Source organism: Cellulophaga sp. HaHaR_3_176 (assembly GCF_019021925.1).
Lineage (GTDB): Bacteria > Bacteroidota > Bacteroidia > Flavobacteriales > Flavobacteriaceae > Cellulophaga.
On sequence record NZ_CP058990.1, the window covers coordinates 3656770 to 3681557 of the forward strand.

The window sequence follows — 24788 nt, forward strand, 5'->3', positions numbered from 1 at the left end:
TGATAAAAGTGTATTAGGTTTAAGGTAATAGCTGCAAAGGTAGCCGTAAAAAAGGGGAAGTTCAAAATATCAACTTTAAAAGACCTATAATTAGGTTTATTAAAGAGGGTCGCCTCTTAAAAGTCTGAAATTTTTTCTAGCTTGAGGGTAATAGTAACTATCTTGATAGTTGTAAATTATTTTTTCGTAATTCTCTTTTGCTTTTTCAGGATCGTTTAGTTTATACTCGTATAGCTTTGCAATACCAAAGTAAGCATCATCAGCTAAAATACCATTAGCATAAAATTCGATTATTTTTTGATAGCTAAATTTAGCAGCTTCATAGTTTTTTTGTTTTTCAAATAGTTCGGCTTGTTTTAAAAGTGCTTCATCTTCTATTTTTTCTCCTTTATGGTCTTTTAAAATACTTTCTAAAGTTACAATAGCTTCTTTTGTTTTGTTTTGGTATGAAAGTAAGTCAGCTTTAGCATAAATTTTTAATGCAGTCTGTGTAGAGTCTTCTAAAGAATTATCGGATATTAATAAACTTAATTGCATAGCATCGTTTGCAATAAGTTGAGAGGTAGAGCTTCGTAAAACTTTTAACTGAGTTAAAGCCCAATCAAAATCGCCTTTATAAAAGCTGGTTTGTGCCACTTTAAAACGAGCATTTTGGCCTAAGACATCATTCTTTAAGTTTTCTTGAATTTGAGAAAAATAAATTAATGCTTGATTGAATTTTTGATCATAAACAAGTATTTCACCTAATGCCATTTTTACATAAGAACTGCTGTATTTATTTAATGGCAGTTCTAAACTCTTTTTTAAAATAGAAGTTGCCTTTTCGGCATCATCATTTCTAAAAGTTAAAAATTTAGCATAATCTATTTGTAATTGTAATGAATTGCTTTTGTAACCATATGTCTCTAATAATTCTTCGAATGAAGATTCTATTTCGGTTAATATAGTTTGGTCATCACTCAGCAATTGAATGTTTATAATTTGTAATTGAGCACTGAGTTTAAAAATACTATCAGAGCTGTTTTTTAAAATAAATTCAAAAATTTCTTTAGCAACTTCATAATCTTCATTTTCAAAAGCAACCTTACCTAAGTCTTCCATTCGACTTAAAGATGCTTCTTCTGATCTTTTATAAATTGCTTTTTCTTGAGTGAAAGCACTTTTGTATTGTTTTTGACGAACAAAAAGCCAGCTTAAAAGCTCATTCCAAGTTATGTCAGGGTCTTTCTGAACATTTTTTAAAAGTAATTTTTTTAGTTTGACATTGTTTTCTGCCTCACTATCAGTAGTAATAAAATCGTCTATTACCCTTAAAACATTAGATTTTGATGATTTTCCATTTCTAATTAAAGCTAAATAAGAACTATACATTTCTTCGATTTTTCCCTGTTCACCATATATTTTTGCTAACGGAAAATTGAAATCTAATTCGGGCTCTGCGGCCATGGTAGTTATGTATGCTTTTTCAGCATATTCTAGTAATGTGTATTTCTGAAATCGAGAAGCTACAGAATATGTAAAGTTTGAATTTTCTGATACGATTTTTATCGCTTCGTCATAATATTGATTAGCTTTCTCTGTATTTTTTTGTAAGGTGTAATTGTAACCTAAATCAACCAGTAAAATAGGGTGAGCTTTGTCGCTTTCTAATTTAGAAATCAATATTTTTTCGGCATCATTATAACGCTCTAATTGTTGGTAGCACGTTATTAGATCTTCAGCATAATCTATTCTAGAAGGATTTTTTTTAGCTAGCTTTTCAAGAAAAACAAGAGCTTTATCAAAATCACCCTCATTTAAATACTGCTTTGCCAAGTTATACTCTTGAGAAAGAGAAACCTGCATGCATAGAAAAATGAAAATAGATAGAAAAACTTTCAAAGTTGCTTTTTTATCAAATATACACAGAAAGTAGAAAATTGATGTTACTACTACGTATCTGCTTTTTATAAAAAATACAATTTAACTTATCTTATCAAACCCACAGTAAGGTATTAGCACTTCAGGTATGGTAATGCCATCTTCTGTTTGGTAATTTTCTAAAATACCAGCTAATACGCGAGGTAAAGCTAAAGCGCTACCGTTTAGAGTGTGTGCTAATTGGCTTTTTCCGTTTTCATCTTTATAGCGAAGTTTTAATCGGTTAGCTTGGTAGGTTTCGAAATTAGAAACTGAGCTTATTTCTAACCAACGGTCTTGAGCTGTAGAAAAAACTTCAAAATCAAACGTTAACGCAGATGTAAAACCTAAATCACCACCGCAAAGGCGTAAAATTCTATAAGGTAATTTTAATTCACGTAATATATTTTTCACATGCTCAACCATACCATCTAAAGCTTCGTATGATTTGTTTGGGTGTTCTACTCTAACAATTTCTACTTTATCAAATTGGTGTAGTCTATTTAAACCTCTAACATGTGCTCCGTAACTACCAGCTTCTCTTCTAAAACAAGGCGTATAAGCTGTTGCAGTTATAGGAAAATCTTTCTCGTTTACAATCACATCTCTATACATGTTTGTAACGGGTATTTCTGCTGTTGGTATCAAATATAAATCATCAATTGGCATATGGTACATTTGGCCTTCTTTGTCTGGTAACTGGCCAGTTCCATAACCAGAAGCTTCATTAACAACATGTGGTACCTGTGTTTCAGTATAGCCTGCTTCAGTATTTTTATCTAAAAAATAGTTGATTAGTGCGCGCTGTAAACGAGCTCCTTTACCTTTGTAAACAGGGAAACCAGCGCCCGCAATTTTCACCCCTAATTCAAAATCAATAATATCGTATTTTTTAGCTAATTCCCAATGTGGCAAAGCGCCATCAATAAGTGCAGGAATTTCTCCTTCTTTAAAAATCTCTTCATTATCTTCTTCTGATTTTCCAGCAGGAACAGAATCATGGGGTACATTAGGTATTTGGTATAGCAAGTTTTGAAGCTCGGTAGAAAAAGTACTCAAGTCTTCAGTAAGTTGTTTTGAGGCCTCTTTTAAATTGCCTGTCTCTTCTTTTAGAACATTGGCTTCTTGTGCTTTGCCTGTTTTGTAAAGAATGCCGATTTCTTTTGAAAGCTTGTTTGAGTCAGCTAAAGTCTCGTCTAGTTTAGTTTGCGTAGCTCTTCGTTTTTCATCAAGATTTAAGATGTTTTCTATAAGTGAAGAAGCATCTAAATTTCTTTTTTTCAGGGCTTCAATTATAGTCTCTTTATTTTCTCTAATAACGTTAAGCTGTAGCATTGGTTTAATTTTAAGGAAACAAATTTAAGGTAATTTTTAGTTTAAAAGTCTTGAATAGAGTAGATTCTTAAATAGGTGTTATTGTGAAATAATTGCAAGTGAAGTCTTCTTGTCTTTTTGCAATTGTAACTTCAACTCCTCAACGGAGTTAAATTTATGTTCATCACGAATACGGTCAATAATATCTATTTGAATTTTTTGATCATATAAATCTTGATTATAATCAAAAAAATGAACTTCAATACTTTTCTCAGTACCAGAAACAGTAGGGTTGAACCCTATATTCATCATTCCATAAACAACAGAATTTTGTAATGTACTTTTTACAGTATACACTCCATTTTTAGGTATGAGTTTGTATTCTTCTTCGATGAAAATATTCGCAGTAGGAAAACTTAATTGTCTGCCAAGTCCTTTTCCTTTTTTTACAACACCAGTAAGCATGTATTCATAGCCTAAATAAGAATTGGCTGTTTTTACATCTCCATCTTTTAAAGCCTTTCTAATTTTAGTAGAACTTACAGAAACATCATCAATTTCTTGAGCTGGAATCTCATCCACATGAAAATCAAAAGTTTTGCCGTAAGATATAAGATCTTTGATATCAGCATTTCTGTTTCTTCCAAAACGATGATCGTAGCCAATAATTACTTTTTTGCTATTCAGCCCTTTTACTAATATTTCTTCAACAAATTCAGTAGCAGATAGTCTAGAGAACTCTTTAGAAAAAGGATAAATCATTAAGTAATCTAATCCAATTTTTTTAAGAATAGCACATTTCTCATCTATTGTATTTAAGAGCTTTATATTCGCATCTTGTTGTAAAATCATTCTAGGATGAGGAAAAAAAGTAAGTACAGTAGCTTTTAGATTTAAAATTTTGGCATCATTTATGAGCCTGTCTAATAACTTTTTGTGACCTATGTGCACACCATCAAAAGTACCGATAGTTATAGCGGTAGCTTCTGAGTTGTCGAATTTGGATATATTTTGAATAGTTATCACAAAAATAAAATAATAAAAAGCCGTACTTTTATAGGCTTGATAAAAAAATTAATGATAACAAACTTACGTCTAGTTTTTGCAATTTCCATATTTTTTCTATCCTTTTATGGGTTTAGTCAAGATGTTTATTGGCAGAAAGCTAGTGTGCAAAGTTCTAAGACTTCTAAATCATTAAAGAAGTTGTCAATTAATAAAGCAAAAACATACACTTTAAAAGAAAATAACTTTAAAGAAAATCTTCAAAAAATAGCTAAAACAAATAATTCTTCTGTTGTTTATTTTCCAGATGAGTCGGGTGAAATTGTTGGTTTTGAGGTAAGTGAAGCTTCTGTTTTTTCTGATGAATTAGCTGCAAAATACCCGCAGATTAAATCTTATAAAGGGGTTGCTGTTACTGATAAAAATAAAACAATCCGTTTTAGTGTTTCTCCAGAAGGCATTCAAAGTATGCTAGTGGATAAGAAAAAGACTAATCCTGTTTTTATGCAGAAAACGGAAGATGGTGACTACGCTTTATATTCGAGAGGTATTGATGATGAAATAGATAAGAATTTTGTTTGTGAAACAAAAGAAACTGTTTTTAGCGGTAAAGCAGAGTCCACAGCAAAACTTGTTGAAGATCAGATTCAAAAAAAATATAGGATAGCTGTTGCTGCAACAGCTGAATATACTCAATATTTCGGAGGAACAAAGGCAGGTGCTTTAGCTGGTATAAATGCTACTATTACTAGAATAAATATGGTTTTTGAGGCTGATTTAGGTGTTACGCTTGAGTTAGTCGCTAATAATGATTTAGTTATTTATACAGATTCTGAAACAGACCCTTTTACAACTAATTTAAATGTACAAGCTCAGACAACATTTACTAATGTAATAGGTGCTGATAATTATGATATTGGTCACTTATTTCATAAAAATACTAATTCAGGCGATGCTGGTTTTGTTGGTTCTGTTTGTAAAGATGATGAAAAAGGTAGCGCCTTTTCTTCGGGGGTCGTGCCTGAAGGAGATATATATGATATAGATTTTGTTGCTCATGAAATAGGGCATCAATTAGGAGCAAATCATACTTGGTCTTTCGAATCTGAAGGAACTTTAGTGCAGGTTGAGCCTGGAAGTGGTTCAACAATAATGGGTTATGCTGGTATTTCGGGTTCTAATAATGTAGCTACAGCAGCACAAGATTACTTTCATTATTTTAGTATTAAGCAAATTAGTGAGTATTTAGAAACTACAGGTTGTGCTGTAGATATTCCAATATCAAATAGTCCACCTGTTGTATCTGAAACATCAAATTATGTTATTCCAAAAGGTACTGCTTTTGTCTTGAAAGGTGAGGCCACAGATATTGATGCTGCCGATGTGTTAACATATACTTGGGAGCAAATTGATGATGGCGTTGTTACGAATACCACATTTGGTCCTGATAACCCTAGCGGTGCTAATTTTAGATCTCAAGAACCAACAATAAACTCTGAGCGTTATTTTCCTCAATTGTCTAGAGTTATTCAGGGGAACTTGACGCAGACAAACCCGACTATAAATTCAGCTTGGGAAACGGTTTCTAATGTTGAAAGAGATTTGAATTTTGCACTAACCGTTAGAGATAATAGTAGTGAAGGAGGTCAGGTATCATCAGGTGTTGTAAGTTTAAATGTAAGTAATAGTGCAGGGCCTTTTCAAGTGTTGTCTCAAGATACAAGAGTAAGTTATGAAGCAGGCTCAGAGCAAGAAATAACTTGGGATGTTGCAAATACAAATGCTACTCCTGTAAATGCAGAAGAAGTTACGTTGTATTTGTCTGTTGATGGTGGGCTTACTTTTCCTTTTTTATTAGCAGAAAATATTCCAAATAATGGTTCTCATAAAGTTTTAATACCAGGTCAGTCAACTACACAGGCTAGAATTATGGTAAAAGCGAGTGATAATGTTTTTTTTGCAGTAAATAGTGCAAATTTTACAATTACACCTAGCGAGGTAGTTTTGAATTTTTCGAGTTTAGATTTTGAATTATGTCAACCAGATGATTTATTGGTGCCCTTTGTATATGAAACATATTTAGGATTCTCAGAACTTTCAACATTTAGTATTTCTGGGTTGCCTTCTGGTTTAACAGCTGATTTTTCAGTGCCTTCTGCTGATTCTGGTGATACGCCCGTGGTGATTACATTTTCTAACACAGGAGCTGTTCCTGTAGGTGATTACCCATTATTAGTAAGGGCAACGTCGGCAAGTATAAGTAAAGATGTTGAGATTAATGTGTCAATTTCAACAGCTAATTTTTCAGAAGTAGTAATGACTTCGCCTTTAAATAGTGAAGAAAATAAAACAATTTATCCTTTATTTGAATGGGAAGAGGAGATGGCAAGTTCATCATATGATATTGAAGTAGCTACAGATGTTGCTTTTACAACTATTATAGAAACTGCAAATGTGATTTTTAATTCATATAAATCAGTTGGTCTATTACCTGAAACTACTTATTACTGGCGCGTTAAGCCTAAAAACAACTGTGGAGAAGGTGTCTTTAATGCTCCTTTTAGTTTTACAACAACTCCAGTGGCTTGTACTTTAGAGTCCGCAAATAATTTGCCAAAAACAATATCGTCATCAGGTACATCTACGGTTAGTTCTGTATTATCAATAGCAGAAGATATCCCTGTTTCTGAAGTAAAAGTAAATTTAAATATTTCACACACATATCTTGCAGATTTAACGGTTTCACTTATTTCTCCTGAAGGAACAAGAGTTGTTTTGGTTTCAAATTCTTGTGGGGATACAAGAAATATTAGTGCAACTTTTGATGATGGAGCCGAGAGTTTTGTTTGTGGAAATAACCCAGCTATATCGGGTCTAGTAAAACCTTTGGGTTCTTTGTCAAGTTTTAATGGAGAATCATCTTTAGGAGATTGGACTTTGGAAGTAAAAGATAATGCAAGTGGTGATGGTGGGTCAATAACAAATTTCACTTTAGAATTATGTGTAGAAGGTGAGCTTAGGCCTGATGCAGATAACGATGGGGTTTTTGATGATGGAGATGATTTGTGTTTAGGAACACCTAGTGGTCAAGAAGTAGATGTAAATGGTTGTGGAATTTATCGTTTTGAGCCGTCCAATTTTTCAATAGCAATAGATAGTGAGTCATGCAGAATAAGTAATGATGGAGCCATTCGTGTAGTTGCAGCAACATCATTAAATTATACGGCCACAATTACAGGAAACGGAGTAGATGCAACGGGCAGTTTTACTAGTTTTTACGAAATAAACACTTTAGAGGCAGGTAATTATAATATTTGTATTACAGGTACAGATGGTGTAAATATGTATGAAGAATATTGTTTTGATGTTGTAGTAAAGCAGCCAGATGAATTTATCGTAGGTTCTAATTTAGTGTCAAATGGCAGAAGTGTAGCTCTTGATTTAGAGGGTTCAGAAAGTTACTCAATTACTTTAAACGGGGTGCTTAGTCAGGTAAATGATAATGAAGTTGTATTAGATCTTAAAAATGGGGTTAATACTTTAAAAGTAAATACAGATTTACCTTGTCAAGGTGTTTTTGAAAAAACAATAGTTGTTTCAGTTAAACCTATTCTATATCCTAATCCAGTAACTCAAAGCACGAAGATATTTACAGGTTTAGATAATGTAGATTGTACGGTTGATGTTTATAGTTTAAATGGTGTTTTTTATAAAAGAGTGAAGTATGTAAATGCATCTATATTAGAGTTAGATGTTAGTGAGTTGGCACCAGGTTTATATGTTGTTAAGTTGCATGGCGAAGGGTTGAGTGAAACTTTTAAAATGATTAAGGATTGAAAAATATAATTTATATAACTGTTTTTTGTTTGATTTTAGGTTGCTCAAAAGACGAGCCTAAGGTGCCTTCGAGTGCTACTTTGATTTTTCCTTTAGAGAATTCAGAATGTACAATTGGTCAAAATGTAAATCAAACAACAAGGATAGTTACTTTTGAATGGGAGGCTTCTAATAATACAGATAGTTATAAGCTAAACGTGAAAAATTTAGAAACGGATATTTCTCAAATTATAAGTACAAATGAAACTTTTGTTGATTTGCCAATTGAAAAAGGGACTCCATTTTCATGGAGTATAACATCTGAAAACAGTAGTGTGGAAGAAGTCGCAAATAGTCCTGTTTGGCAATTTTATAATGCAGGTTCACAAAGAACATATGCTCCTTTTCCTACCGAGATAATAGCGCCAAAATCAGGCGGTACTGTTTTTAAAGATGGTAATAATAACATTTTATTAGAATGGGCTGGTGCAGATGTTGATTCTGATATTGTAGAATATGAAATTTATTTATCTACAGAAAATCCACCTCAATCTTTGGTAACAACAACTCCTGAAAATATAGAGGAATACAGGGCAGGTGTAGCTTCAGGGGTTATTTATTATTGGAGCGTGGTAGCGTTAGATAATGAAGGTAATACGTCTAATTCTGGAGTTTATAGTTTTAAGGTGAATTAATTTAACTTCCGTTAAACTCATTCATGGCATTTGTGATGCCTGATAACACGAAACCAGTAATTAGCTCTGTAGACCTTTCTAAACGCTCTACTAGTGCTGTTTTTTCATCGTCATTCCATTTACCCAAAACATAATCTACTTGCTTGCCTTTTCCGAAATCGGCACCTACGCCAAATCTAAAACGGTTGTAAATTGATGAGTTTAATACATTTTGTATGTCCTTTAAACCATTGTGTCCACCATTGCTACCTTTTGTTTTTACACGTATAGTTCCAAAATCTAAATTAATATCGTCAGTGATTACTAAAATATTTTCAAGCGGAATATTTTCTTTTTCCATCCAATATTTAAGTGCTTTTCCACTCAAATTCATATATGTAGATGGTTTTAAAAGAAGAACACTTCTTCCTTTTATTTTGTAAGTAGCAACATCGCCAAGTTTTACGGTGTTAAAAGATAAATCTTCTTTCCGAGCAAGGGCGTCAAGTACTTTAAAACCAATATTATGACGTGTTTGTGCATATTCTGGTCCAATATTACCTAAGCCGATAATTAAATATTTTTTCATAGTATCTAATTCTTCTAAATGATTTTTTTGAAATCCGAAAATAGATTTTAAAATAGAAAGCATTTTTAGATTGCTTGTTTGTTAAAAATACAAAAGCACCCTGACAAAATTGACAGGATGCTCGTGTTGTTATTTTGAAAGAAATTATTCTGCTGCTTCTGCTGCAGGTGTTTCTCCTTCTTCTCCTTCTGCTTCTTCTTCATCCTCAGCAACTGTGTTACGAGAAGTTTTAACTTGAACAATAGTTGTGTTGTCAGGGTGTAAAATTGTAAAATCATTATTAATTAATGAACCTACAGCGATGTTAGCACCGATTTTTAAAGCTGAAATATCAACATCAAAGAAATCAGGCAAGTTAGCCGGTAAAGCTTTGATAGATAATTTTCTTTTTCTGAATAATAAACGACCACCGTTTTTTACTCCTGGAGAATTTCCTATTAAACGAACAGGAATATTCATTGTAACTTCTTTATCAGCAAATAACTGGTAAAAATCTATGTGTAAGATTTTATCAGTTACTGGGTGAAATTGGATGTCTTGTAATACAGCATCAAATTTTTCGCCACCTTCAATTTCAATCACAGTTGTGTGAGCGTTTGGGGTGTACACTAAGTTTTTGAATGCGATTTCATCCGCTGAAAAGTGTAATGGTTTTTCCCCTCCGTACAGTACGCAAGGAACCTTTCCAGCATTACGTAAGGCTTTTGTTGCTTTCTTGCCTACGCTTTCTCTTTGAGATCCTGAGATTGTAATTGACTTCATTATATATATTTAACTATTAATTATTCTATTTCTTTTAAACTTCGGTTATACCTCAGTCAATACTACATTAAAAACTTTGAACTGATAGATGTGTTTGTGTGTACTCTTTCCATTACATCAGCAAACAAATCAGCGCAACTCAACACTTTTACTTTATTACTATCTTTTCTAGATGGTATAGAGTCTGTAATAATTAACTCAGATAACTTTGAGTTTTCAATTTTAGTATATGCATCACCAGATAATAAACCGTGAGTTGTAATTGCTCTAACACTTAAAGCGCCACGTTCTATCATTAGGTCTGCTGCTTTCGCTAATGTGCCAGCGGTATCAACCATATCATCTACTAATACTACATTTTTACCTTTTACATCACCAATAAGTTCCATGTGTGATATTATATTCGCTTTAGCTCTCTGCTTGTAGCAAATAACGACATCACATTCTAATGCTTTTGAATAGGCATATGCTCTTTTAGAACCACCCATGTCAGGAGAAGCAATAGTAAGGTTGTCTAAATTTAATTTTTTTAGATATGGTAAAAATAAAGTGGAAGCAAATAAATGATCAACAGGCTTTTCGAAAAACCCTTGTATTTGATCAGCATGTAAATCCATAGTAATAATACGAGTAGCCCCAGCTTCTTCAAGCATTTTAGCAACTAATTTAGCTGCAATTGGCACTCTAGGTTTGTCTTTTCTATCTTGTCTCGCCCATCCAAAATATGGCATAACAGCTGTTATATGTCTGGCAGATGCACGTTTTGCAGCATCTAACATTAATAGCATTTCCATTAAATTTTCAGAACTTGGGTTTGTTGATCCTATGATAAAAACACGTAAACCTCTAACAGATTCTTCGAAAGAAGGTTGGAACTCTCCATCGCTATATCTTGAGAAAATAACTTTACCTAATTTGGTTCCATAAGACTTTGCAATCTTCTCAGCTAAAGCAGTACTTTGTGTGCAGGCGAAAATTTTTGGCTCAGGTAATTGATAAGGCATTGTTAATCTGTTGTTTATTAGTTTATTGGACACTTAATTTCTTAAGGAGTGCAAATTTAGAAATTTATTTGCCGAGATAAAGGATAAATCTTTAATTTTTTCTCTAAAAGAGAAATTATTTTTATAGTTTTGCGCTCCTTAAGAGCTCGAGTGGCGGAATTGGTAGACGCGCTGGATTCAAAATCCAGTTCCTCTGGAGTGCGGGTTCGATTCCCGCCTCGAGTACAACAAAACCCTGTAAACATATTGTTTGCAGGGTTTTTTCATTTTTTTTTGATAATGTAGAGCTCGATTTTAGGTTGCTTTTGTCTTTCTAGCCGTTTAAAACCAAATGAAAATCTAATATATTACGGAGATATTATGTTTAAATTTATGTTAGAAATTAGAAGTTTCTTGCATCAATTTTAAATTACTTTATCTTAGTAGTATGAATATACAGTCGGAATTAAACAAATCTTCTTTATTTCAAAATTTAGAATTACTTGCGAACCAAGTTGTCGAAGGTTTTATTAGTGGTATTCATAAAAGTCCTTTTCATGGCTTCTCAGCAGAATTTGCCGAGCATAAAATTTATAATAATGGAGAAAGTACAAAGCATATAGATTGGAAGTTGTTTGCTAAAACAGACAAATTATATACAAAGCGTTACGAAGAAGAAACAAACCTTCGGTGCCACATGATATTAGATTGTTCTACTTCGATGTATTACCCTGAAGTTAAGCAATTAGGAATTGATAACTTGAATAAGATTGGTTTTGGAACACTTGCAATTGCTGCGCTAATGAATATTTTAAAGCGGCAGAGAGATGCAGTTGGTTTAAGTATATATTCTGATCATTATAATTTTTACTCTTCAGAAAAAGGTAGCGAAAGGCATCATCAAATGTTGTTGAATACTCTAAATGGATTGAGCGAAAAACCGAGCGCAATAGCAAAAACGGAAACGTACACTTATTTACATTTAATTGCAGAGAAAATAAAGCGTAGAAGTTTAATTTTCTTATTTACTGATATGTTTCAGACGGAAACAGAAAATGATAAACTATTTGAAGCTTTACGTCATTTAAAATACAACAAACATGAAGTTGTACTATTTCATTTGCTAGATAAAGAAAGCGAGGTGGATTTTGATTTTGAAAATACCCCAAAGCGATTTATTGATGTAGAAACAGGAGAACATATTAATTTATATGCAGATACAATTAAAGAGGCCTATAAAGAGGGTGTAAGTGAATATAAAAAAGAATTGAAATTAAAATGTGCACAGTATAAAATTAAATATGTAGATATAGATGTTAAAGCCGATTTTTCTCGGATTTTAAATACATATATGACAGAAAGACAACGGTTTATTTAAATGAAGATGAGTAATTTTTATTTATCAGATAACCTTGCACACCTTCAGGTTTTAACATTGAAACAAAAAATAGAAAAACTATCAGAAAGAGGGTATGCTTTTGGTCATCAAGATTCTACTGCTTACGGAGTAGGATGGAGGTATGATAAGGAAAGCTATAGTAGCGATGTTTTTAAGGTGGCAGGGAAATTCCCTCTAGCTTATGGATTTGATATTGGTCAAATTGAACATAACAAAGATAAAAATTTAGACAATGTTCCGTTTGAGGATATGCGCGATTTAATAAAAAGAGCAAATAGCGATGGCGGATTTATTACAATAAGTTGGCATGCTGATAACCCGGTTAGTAATGGTGATAGCTGGGAAACTACAAATGCTGTAAAACACATTTTAAAAGGTGGAAGCCATTTTGAAGTTTATAAAAATTGGATAAAAAATGTAGCTAATTTTTTGTTGAGTTTAAAAGATGAAAAAGGAGCATTAATACCAATTGCATTTCGTCCATTTCATGAAATGAATGGTGATTGGTTTTGGTGGGGAAACCCGCATTGTAGTACTGAGGATTATAAAATGTTATGGTTGCAGACTTTAAATATGCTAACAGGCACTTTTGAAGTGCACAACCTGTTGTATGTGTATTCTCCTAACTTGGTTTTTACAGCTAAAGAATATCTTTTAAACTACCCTGGAGATAATTTGGTAGATATATTGGGTTTAGATTTATATCAACATGGTTCGGTTGTAGACTTTAAAAGTATATTAAAAACAAATGTTGATGTTTTGAAAGCAGTTGCTAAAGCTTCGAGTAAGCCCTACGCATTAACAGAGGTTGGTTTTGATAAAGTAGAAGACAAAAATTGGTGGAGTTCTGTTCTTGATGAAACGGTTGCAGGTAAAGGTTTGGCTTGGGTGCTATTATGGAGAAATGACTCTAAAAAGCATTTTTTTATACCTTATCTGGATCAATTAAGTGCCAGTGATTTTATAAGTTATAGCAAAAAAACACATGTTTTGTTTCTAGGTGATGTGGAAAATTAAAAAAATATATTTTGTAACTGACTGATAATTAAGTTCAATTAATAATTTTTTTATTTTTTTTAAAATAAAGTGAATTTTTTATTGAAAATAGTTTGTGAAATTAAATAAGCGGCGTATATTTGCAACCGCTAAAAGCAACGGTTCGGTAGTTCAGTTGGTTAGAATACCTGCCTGTCACGCAGGGGGTCGCGGGTTCGAGTCCCGTCCGGACCGCCAACAGCAAAAGCCTTCAACGAAAGTTGAAGGCTTTTTTATTTGTACTAGTTTATGTTATTTTTAGAATTAAGATTTTAGTTTTTTTACCGCAGCTTTTGGTACAGTAAAGTAAAAGCAAGTTCCTTTATCAGAAGAACTTTTTACATAAATTTCACCATTGTTTTTTTCAATCATCTCTTTACATAAAACAAGACCTAACCCGGTTCCTTTTTCATTGTTAGTACCATATGTTGTAAAGTTCTCCTCAGTGTTAAAAATTTTATCCAACGCACTATCTGAAATTCCAATGCCTGTATCTTTTACATATACTTCCCAATATTTACCTTTTTCATTAGCACCAAATGATATTGATCCATTTTCTGGTGTGAATTTCAGAGCATTACTGGTTAGGTTTCTAATAACAATGCTTATCTGGTTTTTGTCGCACCATGCTAAAACTTTTTCACTAATATTATTTTCAAGAGATATTGATTTTTTAGCAGCCATTTTAGAAAGTAGCGCATTGTTTTGATTTACCAGTGTTGTTATGCATGTGTTTTCTGGTTTGGTAACAATTCCGTTCATTTGTGTTTGCCCCCATGATAGTAAGTTGTTTAGTGTAAACGCTATGCTGTCAATACTTTCGCCCATTGTTGGTACAAAGCCTATAAATTCATTAGAGCTCATTTGTTTTGCAGAAAGCATATCAAACATAGATTTAAAAGAATTTATAGGCCCTTTTAAATCATGAGCAATTACAGAAAACAACTTAGTTTTTGTATTATTAGAGTTTAGTAAGTGTTTTTCTTTCTTTTGAAGCTGTTTGGTTTTTACAGTTAGTTTCCTGTATAAAATACTTTGTATTTTATTATTTCGCCTTAATATGTATATTATTATAGAGAAAGCTAAAATGATTAAAAGTGCACCATAAAAATATAACCTTTGTTTTGCAACTACTTTCTCGTTTTCGAGTATATACCGTTCTTTTTCTTGATCAAATTCAAGGTTAGATTTTAAAAACCTTAATTCTTTTTCATTATTTTTCTTATTTATAGTATCTGATATGGCCTTAAATTTTTCTAAGTAACCAAGTGCATCTATGGGGTTGTTAGTGGCTTTTTTTAACTCATAAAGAGTTTCTAAAATTTCATCACGTTGATCTAAAATATCTAATTTATCACCTATTTCTAATCCCTTTAAGGCATAATATTCAGTTTTTTCATATTCTTTTAAGTTAAAGTATGCTTTTGATATACCATTGAACATAGGTATTTTATACCTTTCTTGTTTTATACTTTCGTGTAGTTTTTCACTTTTTTTAAACCAATTCAAAGCTTCTTCAAATTTTTCTTGTTCTAAGTAAATAGTCGCTTTTAGTTCATATGCAAATGTTAGCCAATCTTGTAGTTGTAATTTCTCTAAAAGCACAATAGCTTCATCTACTTTTTTAGTTGCATTTTCAAAATCATCACTATCAATATAAGAAGATGCGAGATTAGTAAGGGTTATAGCAGTAAGCCTTTTATTATCTATTTTTTTATTAAGCTTCATGGCTTTAGTTAAAAAATAGATGCATTGCTCATAATCATTTTGCATGCTATATACAACTGTAATATTTACATACAGAATGGATAATGAATCTTCTAGATTGTTTTCTTTAGCTATTTCAATACCTGTTAAGTACTCTTTTAAAGCCTTAGCATAGTCACCTTTATTTGTGTAGGCGGTTGCTAGTGAGCTTTTGGACATGATTATTATTTGTACATCATTAATTTGTTCTGCGCTATTTAATGCTTTTTTAAAACTTTCTATTGCTTTGTTTGTATCGCCTGTATCAGAGTAATAATTACCTAAAATTATATGCCCTCGTGCAATACCTTTGGTGTAATCTATTCTTTTACTAAGATCAATAGTTTTTTCTGCTAAAATTAAAAGACTATCTAAATTCTGAAAACCATAAGATTTTCCATACGTATATAATAGATTTATATAAACCGTATCTTTTTGGTAATTAGTCTTTAATTTATAGTGTTGAATGTTAGTGTAGATACTATCTTTTTTAGACACTTGAGCTTTTAAGGAGCTTAAGTTCAACAACGAAAAACCCCAAAGGAAAATTGTTGGTATCACTATTCTTAAATGGCTTACTTTAAGCATACAAGTTTATTAGGCCTTAAAAAATTAAACTTAAGCAAAGTTAGTGTTGAGATTCGCACAAGCTAATATTTGTTGTTAGGAGATTATATTTGTAGGTTAAACCTTACTTTTTTGTAGATAAACTTATTATTAATAAACCTCTTTTATAATTTACAAATTTTTTAACCTATTTAAAATTAGAATAGTTGTTTATACTTATTTTGTCGTTTAAGACCACCTTTTTAGATGCTTTTACAACAAAAATTGCTCAGGTTGTTAAGTAAGCTTTTAGTTTTGTTTCATTAACTAATAGAATTTATCATGAAAAAAACACTCTTTATTGTATCGTTTTTATTGCTAGCATTATCTACAAATGCTCAAGAGGGCTTAAAATTAGGAATACAAGGAGGCTTACCTTTTGATGATTTTAATGATGTTACAGGGGTAGTTGTAGGAGCTGATTTAGGCTATATGGCAGCTCTAGGTGAAGTGGTGGATTTAGGCGTTATGGTTGGTTATATTTATGGTTTTCCTGAAAAATTTGGAACGGAAGATGCTTTTATTAATTTACCAAGTGTACAATTTATACCTGTTGCAATATCTGGTCGAGTTTGGACTTCAAATTCTTTTTCATTTGGAGTAGATGTAGGGCAAGCTTTTGGTATAAATGAAGGAAATAAAGGTGGTTTTTATTATAGACCCCAAATAGGTTTTTTAATGAGTGCTAGTACCGAACTTAATTTTTCTCATACATCAATTAGTTTAGACGATAATGCTTGGAAAACAGTAACAGTAGGTATTTTACATACTTTCGAATTTTAATTTCTTTATACACTAAGTTAATTTTTAGTTTGCTTTAAATTTTCAGTAAAGATTGTAGTTTATAAATTATAATAATGATGTTTTACTTGAAATGTGTATATTGTAGTATAAAACCTATAAAAATGGTGGTATTAGATTTCAATTATTTTATTCAGGGTAATTTTAATTCTTTAGGCTGAAGTTTTATAACCAATGCAAAAAAAATATTTAAATGAAAACTTCTGGGACTGATTTAGTTACTATGGGTTATGAGGAAGTATTTTCAGAAACACTTCGGAGAGAGTGTGAAAACTTTGCTTTAGTTGCAGCTACATTATGTAACTGCTCTAGCAGTACTATAACGATAGTAAAAGCAGGTGAAACAATTGAAGAAATTAGCTATGGTGTAGCAAACGTTAAAAAAATTACTCAAACCTCTTTGTTTAATAAAATTTTAGAGAATAACGAAGTTGTTATCATTCAAAACTTAAAAGAGAGAGCGTATAGTTCACAAAACTTAGAATTTAAATTTTATGCTGGCTATCCTCTTTTGTCTCCAGAAGGCGATTGTTTAGGAGTATTAAGTCTTTTTGATTTTGAATCAAAAGAATTAACTAGTGATCAAAAAAAATCACTTCAAATATTAGCAGATCAGATTGTAAATAGTATTGAGTCTAATACTTCAAAAAAAAATAAAGAAAACTTTTACGAACATATTGTAGATGACCTTAATATAGGTACTTGGTTTATTGATTTAGTAGATTCTAAATTTAATTTAGATAAAAGGGCCGCCAAAATATTTGGTTACGAAGAGGATTACTTTAAAGATTTTGATTTTAGAGAATATCCAAACATAATGTATGAGCATGATGTTTTAGAATCAAAGGATATTATAAATAATATTATAAATAAAAAACTTGTAAAATATCATCATAAAGTTAGATTAAAACATAAAAAGGGGTCTTGGGTATGGGTTTTTGTAAAAGGAGAGGTTACAAAGTGGGATGCCGATGGTAATCCTATTTTAATATCAGGAAGTTTTGTAAATATTAATAAACAGAAAATTAAAGAACTTCATTTAGATTCAGTTTTAAATAATGTTGATTGTTTGGCAATTCGACATAAACTAAACCTTGATGGCTCTCAAGAAGTTATCGATATCAGTAGAGGGGTACATAAATTATTAGGGTTAACCAAAGAAGATGTCTATAAAGATTTTAATACTATATTCAAATTAATACACGAAGATGATGCAGACTATGTGAAAAATAGTTTAGAAGAATCTGCAAGAACATTAAAAGAGTGGAATATACAATGGAGAATTTATCATGTAAACGGAACTTTAAAATGGCATAAAGGGCATGGAGTGCCTACAAAAAATAAAGATGGCAGTATCACTTGGGATACTGCAATTGTAAATATTACAGAGTCTAAACTTAAAAAATTAGAGCTTAAAAAATTAAACAAAGAACTTAGTAATGCTCAAAAAATTGCTAAGCTGGGGTATTGGTATTGGGATATGAAAGAGTTAAGTTTTACCTGCTCTGATGTAGTTTACGATATATATGGTTTAGATAAAAGCCGCGAAAAGCTTTTTGCAGATGATATTTTAGTTTTTTTTACAAAAGAAGACATAAAACAAAATATTAAGGATAGAGACATAGCTATTAAATTGAACCAAGAATTTAAAACTGAAAATAAAATTAAAACCCATAAAGGAGAAGTTAAATGGGTAAGACAAGTTGGTAATTTTAAGAAAGATATAAATGGGGAAGTTGATAGTTATGAAGGAACCATGCAGGATATTACAGAAAGTAAGCTAATAGAAATTGCTTTAGAGGACAGTATAAAAAGATATACTTATGTAACACAAGCTACTTCTGATGCTATTTGGGATTTAGATTTTGTAAATGGAAAAATTTTTTGGGGAGACAATTATCTTAAATTATTTGGACATTCATTTATTGATGATGCTAAAGCAGATTTTGAATATTGGGAGTCACAAATACACCCAGATGATCATAAAAGAGTAGTAGAAAGTTTTAAAGCATGTTTAGCTAATGGAGATCTAAAATGGAAATCTGAATATAGATTTAAAAACATTAACGGAAAATATTTTGATGTTGTAGATAGGGCATTTGTGGTTAGAGATGAAACTGGTAACCCTGTAAGAATGGTTGGCGCATTACAAGACGTTACTGATAAAGTTGCTGCATTTGAAGAGATAAGAAGATCTAACGAAAGATTTGAAAAAGTAGCAGACGCGACCAATGAAGCTATTTGGGATTGGGATTTGATTGATGATGTTCTATATCAAGGACCAGGTTATTTTAAATTATTTGGGAATATATTAAAAAAACCTTTTAGTGATTTCAAAAATTGGGCAAAATACGTTCACCCAGATGATATAGAAGATATTATAAATATTTGCGATAGAGTAATAAAAGATAAAAGTGTCTATTACTTTGCGAATGATTACCGATTTTTAAAGAGTAATGGGACATATGCTAATGTGGTTGATAGAGCTCGTATTATTAGAGATGATGATGGTAAAGCCATAAGAATGGTGGGGGCTATGCAAGATGTTACAAGTATTAAAGAATATGAAAACTCTTTAAAGAACATGAATTTAAACTTAGAAAATCAAGCGCTAGAACTCAAACGTTATAATGAAGAGTTAGAGCAGTTTGCTTACGTAGTTTCTCATGACCTTCAAGAGCCGTTAAGGATGATTTCTAGCTTTTTAATTCTGTTAGAAAAAAAGTACGACCCTATTATTGATGAAACAGGAAAAAAATATATACATTTTGCTGTAGATGGCGCTAAAAGAATGCGTCAGATAATATTAGACTTGTTAGATTTTTCAAGAGTAGGTAGGAGTGATGAAGAATTAGAAATAATTGATTTAAATGATATTATTAAAGACGTAGAAACTGTTTTTAAGCCTGAAATTGAGGCTAAAAATGCAGAAATTAATGTTAGTGATATGCCCAAAATTAATAATTATAAAACACCTTTAGATCAGTTGTTTCAAAATTTAATAGGGAATGCTCTAAAATATCAAAAACAAGGAGAAAAGCCAGTAATAAATATATTTTGTGAAGAGCAGGATATGCATTATAAATTTACAGTAGAAGATAACGGAATTGGAATTGATTCGGAGTATTTTGATAGGATTTTTGTAATTTTTCAAAGATTACATGGCAGAGATGAATTTAAAGGAACAGGAATAGGACTAGCTTTAGTGAAAAAAATAATAGATAATCTTCAAGGAAAAATATGGGTAGAGAGTAAAGTTGATTTAGGAACAAAATTTATTTTCACTATTAAAAAAAGATAAAAGAACTCTAAAACAATTTCTTATGAAAAGTATTAAAATTTTAATGGTAGAAGATAATGAGGGTGATGTACTTTTAACTACTGAGGCTTTAAGTGATTGTAAACTTATTAATGAAATTAAGGTAGTTAATGATGGGCATGAAGCAATTGAGTTTTTATTGCAAAACGGGAAATATAGTAAAGAACAACCACCTGATTTAATTTTATTGGATATTAATTTGCCTAAAAAAAATGGTCATGAAGTTTTAAATAAAATTAAAACAAGTGATAATTTAAAGCATATACCTGTAATTATGCTGACAACATCATCATCAGTAATTGATGTTAAAAAAGCATATTCTAATTACGTAAACTGTTACATTACAAAGCCAGTTTCTCCTGACGATTTTATTGATGCTGTTTCTCAAATAGAAAATTTTTGGATTAGTATTGTTCAATTACCATAAACATAATATGATAAAAGATAACAATAAATATAGCATACTTATAATAGAAGATAATCCAGGAGATTTAATGATTTTTGAGGAGTATTTGAAAGAGCATATTTTTGATCCTAAATTATTAAATGCATCAAATTATTCAGAGGCAGAAAGTATAATTACAACAAAAAGCTCAGATTTAGATATTGTTTTCTTAGACTTATCATTACCAGATAAAAAGGGTGAAGATTTAATAAATAATATAGTTAAACTGTGTCAAAACATACCAATTGTAGTTTTAACGGGGTATACTGATATTCATTTTAGTGTAAAATCTTTGCACTTAGGTATTTCTGATTATTTATTAAAAGATGAAATAGTATCTTTAACACTTTATAAAAGTTTAAGGTATAATATAGAACGTTTTAAATACATTGCACAGTTAGAAGAGTCTGAAAAGCGTTATATGGATTTGTTTCATTACAGTCCGCAACCAATGTGGATATATGATATAGAAACTTTAAAATTTTTAGAGGTTAATATATCTGCTTTAGATTTGTATGGCTATTCTTACGACGAATTTTTGAAAATGACACTTGAGAGTATAACACCCGAGAGCGAATTTGATACAATGTTAGAAACGGTTAATAATACTAAAGATGATGTAAGTCGTAAGTTTATTGGGGTTTTTAACCATAAAAAAAAGAATGGTGAAATTATTACAGTAGAAGCAAGAAGTAATCAAATTCATTATTCAGGTAAGAAAGTTCGCATCGTATTAGTAATAGATATTACCGAACAATTAAATTACGTAAAGGCAATAATAAACCAAAATAAAAGTTTAAAAGAAATAGCTTGGATACAATCACATGTAGTGAGAGCTCCATTAGCAAGAATGATGGGTCTTATAGATGTTATCAAATCAAATAAAGAAGAGTCTATAAATAATAAAGATTTTATAATAGATAAGTTATTAAGCTCAGCAGAAGAATTAGATGTTATAATAAAAGATATATCAAAAAAAGCATCTAACATTGAAGTAAATTAAAGATTAAGTATGAAATTGAAGATATTACTAGTTGATGACGACCCTGTAGTGCAATACCTACACAAAACAGTATTGTCTGGCTGTAATTACCCTGCACAAGAAATGTTTTCTAATGGCCGCTTGGCTCTAGATTATATTATTAAAGAAGATAGTGAAGACACCGTTTTTTTAGTGCTATTAGATATTAATATGCCTATAATGAATGGGTGGGAGTTTTTAGATGAATTGAGTAATACAACCATACAATCTAATGTAAAGGTAATAGTTGTTACATCTTCCATAGATCAATCAGATAAAGAAAAGGCAGGAGATTGTAAAAATGTTTTTGGCTTTTTAGAAAAACCTTTGCTTGAAAATGATGTGAATGATTTAAAATTTAAAGACGAAGAAATTTCGTTTTTTTTTAAATAATAACACTAAAACAAAACTATTTTTTATTAACTAAACCTTTAGTGAATTCATTTAAAGTTTGTACTTTTTCTTCAAAATCACCTTTTATAGTTTTTCTGAATTCATTTAAGTTTTTTACTAAATCATCAATATTTTCAGGAATTACGTCTTCAAAAAATTGACGCAATCTTTTTGCTGTCGTTGGCGACTTTCCATTAGTTGAAATAGCAACTTTTACATTACCCTTAGTGACAATACCTCCCATATAAAAATCGCAAAAAGGTGGGTTATCAGCTACATTAACCAATATGTTTTGAGCTCTACAATCATGGTAAACTTGCTCGTTAACAGGTACATTGTCGGTAGTAGCAACAACCATGTGTTTATTGGTTAAATACTCTTTGCTATATTTAGCAACATTCATTTTAATATTAAATTGATCAGCCAAAGCAATCGTTTCTTCTCTAAACATAGGCGAAACCATTTCTACATTAGCATCAGGACTTGATTTCAATAAAAAAGTAAGTTTTTCTAACGCAACATTTCCTCCACCAACTATAAGTATATTTAAATTAGATACTTTTAAAAACACTGGGTAAAGATTATTGCGTTCCATAATTTAATTGTTTTATTAAAAAGATATATGTTTTTCAAAGATACTACTTCGTGGTTATTTTAAATATTACTGATTCTATTTTTTATGTGACCAGTTTAAACTGATAATTGTCATATTTATTAAAGTTTATAGCTAGTACGTTTGTAAAAAACAATTGACAATGTGCAGCTTAGTTCAAAAATATAACATCCCTGGCCCTCGATACACAAGTTACCCAACAGTACCATTCTGGAATATTGAAACTTTTTCGGGTAAAAAATGGGAAGCCAGTTTAATTAAAAGCTTTAAAGAAAGTAATTCATCAGAAGGTATAAGTTTATATATTCATTTACCTTTTTGTGAAAGTATGTGTACTTTTTGTGGTTGCCATAAACGTATTACAAAACGACATGAAGTAGAGGAGCCTTATATAGAAACCGTACTTAAAGAGTGGAGCTTATATTGTAATTTATTACCCGAAAAACCTATAATTAAAGAATTGCATTTAGGCGGCGGGACACCTACTTTTTTTTCTGCAGAAAATTTAAAATATCTAATTAATGAGATCTTTAAAAAGGCAAACAAAGCAGATAAATATGAGTTTAGTTTTGAAGGGCACCCTAATAATACTTCAGAAGAGCATTTACAAACTTTGTTCGATTTAGGTTTTAGGCGAGTAAGTTTTGGCGTTCAAGATTATAATGAGAAAGTTCAAAAAGCAATACATAGAATACAATCTTTTGAAAATGTAAAAAAAGTTACAGAAGCTGCTCGTAGAATAGGATACACATCAATAGGGCACGATATAATTTTCGGATTACCACACCAAACAATTGATGATGTTGAAGCAACGATATTAAAGACAAAATCGTTAATGCCAGATCGTTTAGCATTTTATAGTTATGCTCATGTTCCTTGGATGCCTGGTAATGGTCAAAGGGGATATAAAGATGCTGATTTACCATCAGCAGAAGATAAAAGAAATCAATATGAGAAGGGTAAATTGTTACTCGCTGAGGTTGGGTATCATGAAACTGGAATGGATCATTTTGCCTTGAAAAATGATAGTCTTTTTAAAGCAATGGAAACAAAAACATTGCATCGAAATTTTATGGGCTATACAGCATCAAAAACTCAATTAATGATTGGTTTAGGCGCATCGAGTATAAGTGATAGTTGGTATGGGTTTGCTCAAAATGTAAAAAGTATTGAAGAATATCAGCATTTGGTAGAAAGTAACATAATTCCTATTTATAGAGGTCATATTTTAAGTGATGAAGATACTATTATTCGAAAGCATATTTTAAATTTAATGTGTCGTTTCTATACAATTTTAAGTAAAAATGACCTCACTTTTAATACGTCTGTAATTGTAGAGAAATTAAGAGAATTAGAGAGTGATGGTTTAGTAAATATTACTGAAGATAAAATTAAAATAACAGAAAAAGGTAAGCCTTTTGTTAGAAATGTAGCTATGGCTTTTGATATGTATTTACATAAAAAAGAACCAAATAAAAAATTGTTTTCAATGACAATATAGTTTTATTAATTTTTAAAAATTCTAAAAAATGAAAAATATAATTGTACCAGTAGATTTCTCAATACAATCAGAAAATGCTTTAAAAGTTGCAGCATCACTAGCTAGAAAACACAACTCTAAAATATTTGCACTGCACATGTTAGAGCTTAATCATGCATATATAACTTCTACTGAAGGTTTTCAGCCAGAACAGACTGTATTTTTTATGAAAATAGCAGAAAAACGATTTTTAGAATTTATAGATAAGCCGGTTTTTAAAGATGTTGTTATAAAACCCGTAGTAAAGCATTATAAAGTTTTTAGTGAAGTTAATGAAGTTGCAGAGGCTAATAATGCAGATATTATTGTTATGGGGTCGCATGGTACTGATGGTATCATGGAAATATTTGTGGGCTCTAATACAGAAAAGGTGGTTAGAAATTCAGACGTACCAGTTTTAGTAATAAAACATGAAATGAAAGATTTTGAACCTAAAACTATGGTTTTTGCTTGTGATCTTAAACCAGAAAATATACATGCATACCAACGTGCCAAATACATAGCAAATCAATTTTCATCGGAATTACATATTCTGTATGTAAATACTCCTGGGGATAATTTTTTAAGCACAGAAGACATTAATGTTAAAATAGCTGAATTTTCAACTGCTGTAGGTCCTGAGTTTTTAGATATTAAGATTTACAACGATTACACTGTAGAGTCTGGAGTACTGAATTATGCAGAATCAGAAAATATAGATGTAATAGGTATGCCAACACATGGTAGAAAAGGGTTGTCACATTTTTTTATGGGGAGCATAGGGGAAGATATTGCTAACCATTCCAAAATACCCGTAGTTACATTTAAAATTTAACGCACTTACTATAT

General features: G+C 31.0%; 19 protein-coding genes and 2 tRNA genes. 13 read left to right on the forward strand and 8 right to left on the reverse strand.

Going from position 1 to position 24788, the window contains the following annotated elements; all coding sequences use genetic code 11:
* Positions 1-99: 99 nt before the first annotated feature.
* The 3 genes from H0I23_RS16095 to H0I23_RS16105 form a co-directional block, all read right to left on the reverse strand.
* Entirely contained in the window at positions 100-1881 is a 1782-nt protein-coding gene (locus H0I23_RS16095; protein ID WP_371736643.1) for a tetratricopeptide repeat protein, read from the reverse strand.
* Positions 1882-1962: 81 nt separating this feature from the next.
* Positions 1963-3234, reverse strand: coding sequence for a serine--tRNA ligase (gene serS, locus H0I23_RS16100; RefSeq protein ID WP_216784307.1), 1272 nt, complete (start codon positions 3232-3234; stop codon positions 1963-1965).
* Positions 3235-3312: 78 nt separating this feature from the next.
* Positions 3313-4239, reverse strand: coding sequence for a bifunctional riboflavin kinase/FAD synthetase (locus H0I23_RS16105; protein WP_216784308.1), 927 nt, complete (start codon positions 4237-4239; stop codon positions 3313-3315).
* A 51-nt stretch (positions 4240-4290) separates the two neighbouring features.
* Between H0I23_RS16105 and H0I23_RS16110 the strand changes: the two genes are divergently transcribed.
* Both H0I23_RS16110 and H0I23_RS16115 read left to right on the forward strand, forming a co-directional pair.
* Positions 4291-8055 (forward strand): reprolysin-like metallopeptidase, encoded by a 3765-nt coding sequence (locus H0I23_RS16110; protein WP_216784309.1) that lies wholly within the window; start codon positions 4291-4293, stop codon positions 8053-8055.
* A complete protein-coding gene (locus H0I23_RS16115) occupies positions 8052-8729 on the forward strand; it encodes a hypothetical protein (protein WP_216784310.1) in 678 nt (225 codons plus the stop codon). Before H0I23_RS16110 ends, H0I23_RS16115 begins: the two co-directional genes overlap by 4 nt.
* A gap of 1 nt (position 8730) precedes the next feature.
* On the opposite strand, the gene pth is transcribed toward H0I23_RS16115, so the two are convergent.
* The 3 genes from pth to H0I23_RS16130 form a co-directional block, all read right to left on the reverse strand.
* The gene (pth, locus tag H0I23_RS16120) at positions 8731-9360 is read right to left on the reverse strand and encodes an aminoacyl-tRNA hydrolase (protein ID WP_216784311.1); all 630 of its coding nucleotides are present in this window, start codon (positions 9358-9360) and stop codon (positions 8731-8733) included.
* 81 nt (positions 9361-9441) lie between these two features.
* On the reverse strand, positions 9442-10059 hold the full coding sequence (locus H0I23_RS16125; protein WP_216784312.1) for a 50S ribosomal protein L25/general stress protein Ctc: 618 nt from the start codon (positions 10057-10059) through the stop codon (positions 9442-9444).
* Between the two features lie 62 nt (positions 10060-10121).
* Positions 10122-11063 (reverse strand): ribose-phosphate pyrophosphokinase, encoded by a 942-nt coding sequence (locus H0I23_RS16130; RefSeq protein ID WP_216784313.1) that lies wholly within the window; start codon positions 11061-11063, stop codon positions 10122-10124.
* A 144-nt stretch (positions 11064-11207) separates the two neighbouring features.
* Here H0I23_RS16130 and H0I23_RS16135 point away from each other — a divergent pair.
* The 4 genes from H0I23_RS16135 to H0I23_RS16150 all read left to right on the forward strand — a co-directional run bounded on the left by H0I23_RS16135 (position 11208) and on the right by H0I23_RS16150 (position 13674).
* A tRNA-Leu gene (locus H0I23_RS16135) sits at positions 11208-11288 on the forward strand.
* Positions 11289-11490: 202 nt separating this feature from the next.
* Positions 11491-12420: a DUF58 domain-containing protein gene (locus H0I23_RS16140; protein ID WP_216784314.1), complete on the forward strand. Its 930-nt coding sequence runs from the start codon at positions 11491-11493 to the stop codon at positions 12418-12420.
* A 6-nt stretch (positions 12421-12426) separates the two neighbouring features.
* Positions 12427-13458, forward strand: coding sequence for a glycoside hydrolase family 26 protein (locus H0I23_RS16145; protein ID WP_216784315.1), 1032 nt, complete (start codon positions 12427-12429; stop codon positions 13456-13458).
* 139 nt (positions 13459-13597) lie between these two features.
* A tRNA-Asp gene (locus tag H0I23_RS16150) sits at positions 13598-13674 on the forward strand.
* A gap of 66 nt (positions 13675-13740) precedes the next feature.
* Here the strand turns inward: H0I23_RS16150 and H0I23_RS16155 are convergent.
* Positions 13741-15810 (reverse strand): ATP-binding protein, encoded by a 2070-nt coding sequence (locus tag H0I23_RS16155; protein WP_216784316.1) that lies wholly within the window; start codon positions 15808-15810, stop codon positions 13741-13743.
* Positions 15811-16110: 300 nt separating this feature from the next.
* On the opposite strand from H0I23_RS16155, the gene H0I23_RS16160 reads away from it, so the two are divergent.
* The 5 genes from H0I23_RS16160 (at position 16111) to H0I23_RS16180 (ending at position 21807) form a co-directional block, all read left to right on the forward strand.
* On the forward strand, positions 16111-16611 hold the full coding sequence (locus H0I23_RS16160; RefSeq protein ID WP_216784317.1) for a hypothetical protein: 501 nt from the start codon (positions 16111-16113) through the stop codon (positions 16609-16611).
* 211 nt (positions 16612-16822) lie between these two features.
* Positions 16823-19930, forward strand: coding sequence for a PAS domain-containing protein (locus H0I23_RS16165; protein WP_216784318.1), 3108 nt, complete (start codon positions 16823-16825; stop codon positions 19928-19930).
* Between the two features lie 22 nt (positions 19931-19952).
* The gene (locus H0I23_RS16170; protein WP_216784319.1) at positions 19953-20375 is read left to right on the forward strand and encodes a response regulator; all 423 of its coding nucleotides are present in this window, start codon (positions 19953-19955) and stop codon (positions 20373-20375) included.
* A gap of 7 nt (positions 20376-20382) precedes the next feature.
* Positions 20383-21396, forward strand: coding sequence for a PAS domain S-box protein (locus H0I23_RS16175; RefSeq protein WP_216784320.1), 1014 nt, complete (start codon positions 20383-20385; stop codon positions 21394-21396).
* Between the two features lie 9 nt (positions 21397-21405).
* Positions 21406-21807 (forward strand): response regulator, encoded by a 402-nt coding sequence (locus H0I23_RS16180; protein WP_216784321.1) that lies wholly within the window; start codon positions 21406-21408, stop codon positions 21805-21807.
* A gap of 16 nt (positions 21808-21823) precedes the next feature.
* Here the strand turns inward: H0I23_RS16180 and H0I23_RS16185 are convergent, their stop codons facing one another.
* Positions 21824-22402: a bifunctional precorrin-2 dehydrogenase/sirohydrochlorin ferrochelatase gene (locus H0I23_RS16185; protein WP_216784322.1), complete on the reverse strand. Its 579-nt coding sequence runs from the start codon at positions 22400-22402 to the stop codon at positions 21824-21826.
* A 160-nt stretch (positions 22403-22562) separates the two neighbouring features.
* Here H0I23_RS16185 and hemN point away from each other — a divergent pair, with 160 nt between their 5' ends.
* A complete protein-coding gene (gene hemN, locus H0I23_RS16190) occupies positions 22563-23921 on the forward strand; it encodes an oxygen-independent coproporphyrinogen III oxidase (protein ID WP_216784323.1) in 1359 nt (452 codons plus the stop codon).
* 28 nt (positions 23922-23949) lie between these two features.
* The gene (locus H0I23_RS16195) at positions 23950-24774 is read left to right on the forward strand and encodes a universal stress protein (RefSeq protein ID WP_216784324.1); all 825 of its coding nucleotides are present in this window, start codon (positions 23950-23952) and stop codon (positions 24772-24774) included.
* Positions 24775-24788: the final 14 nt, after the last annotated feature.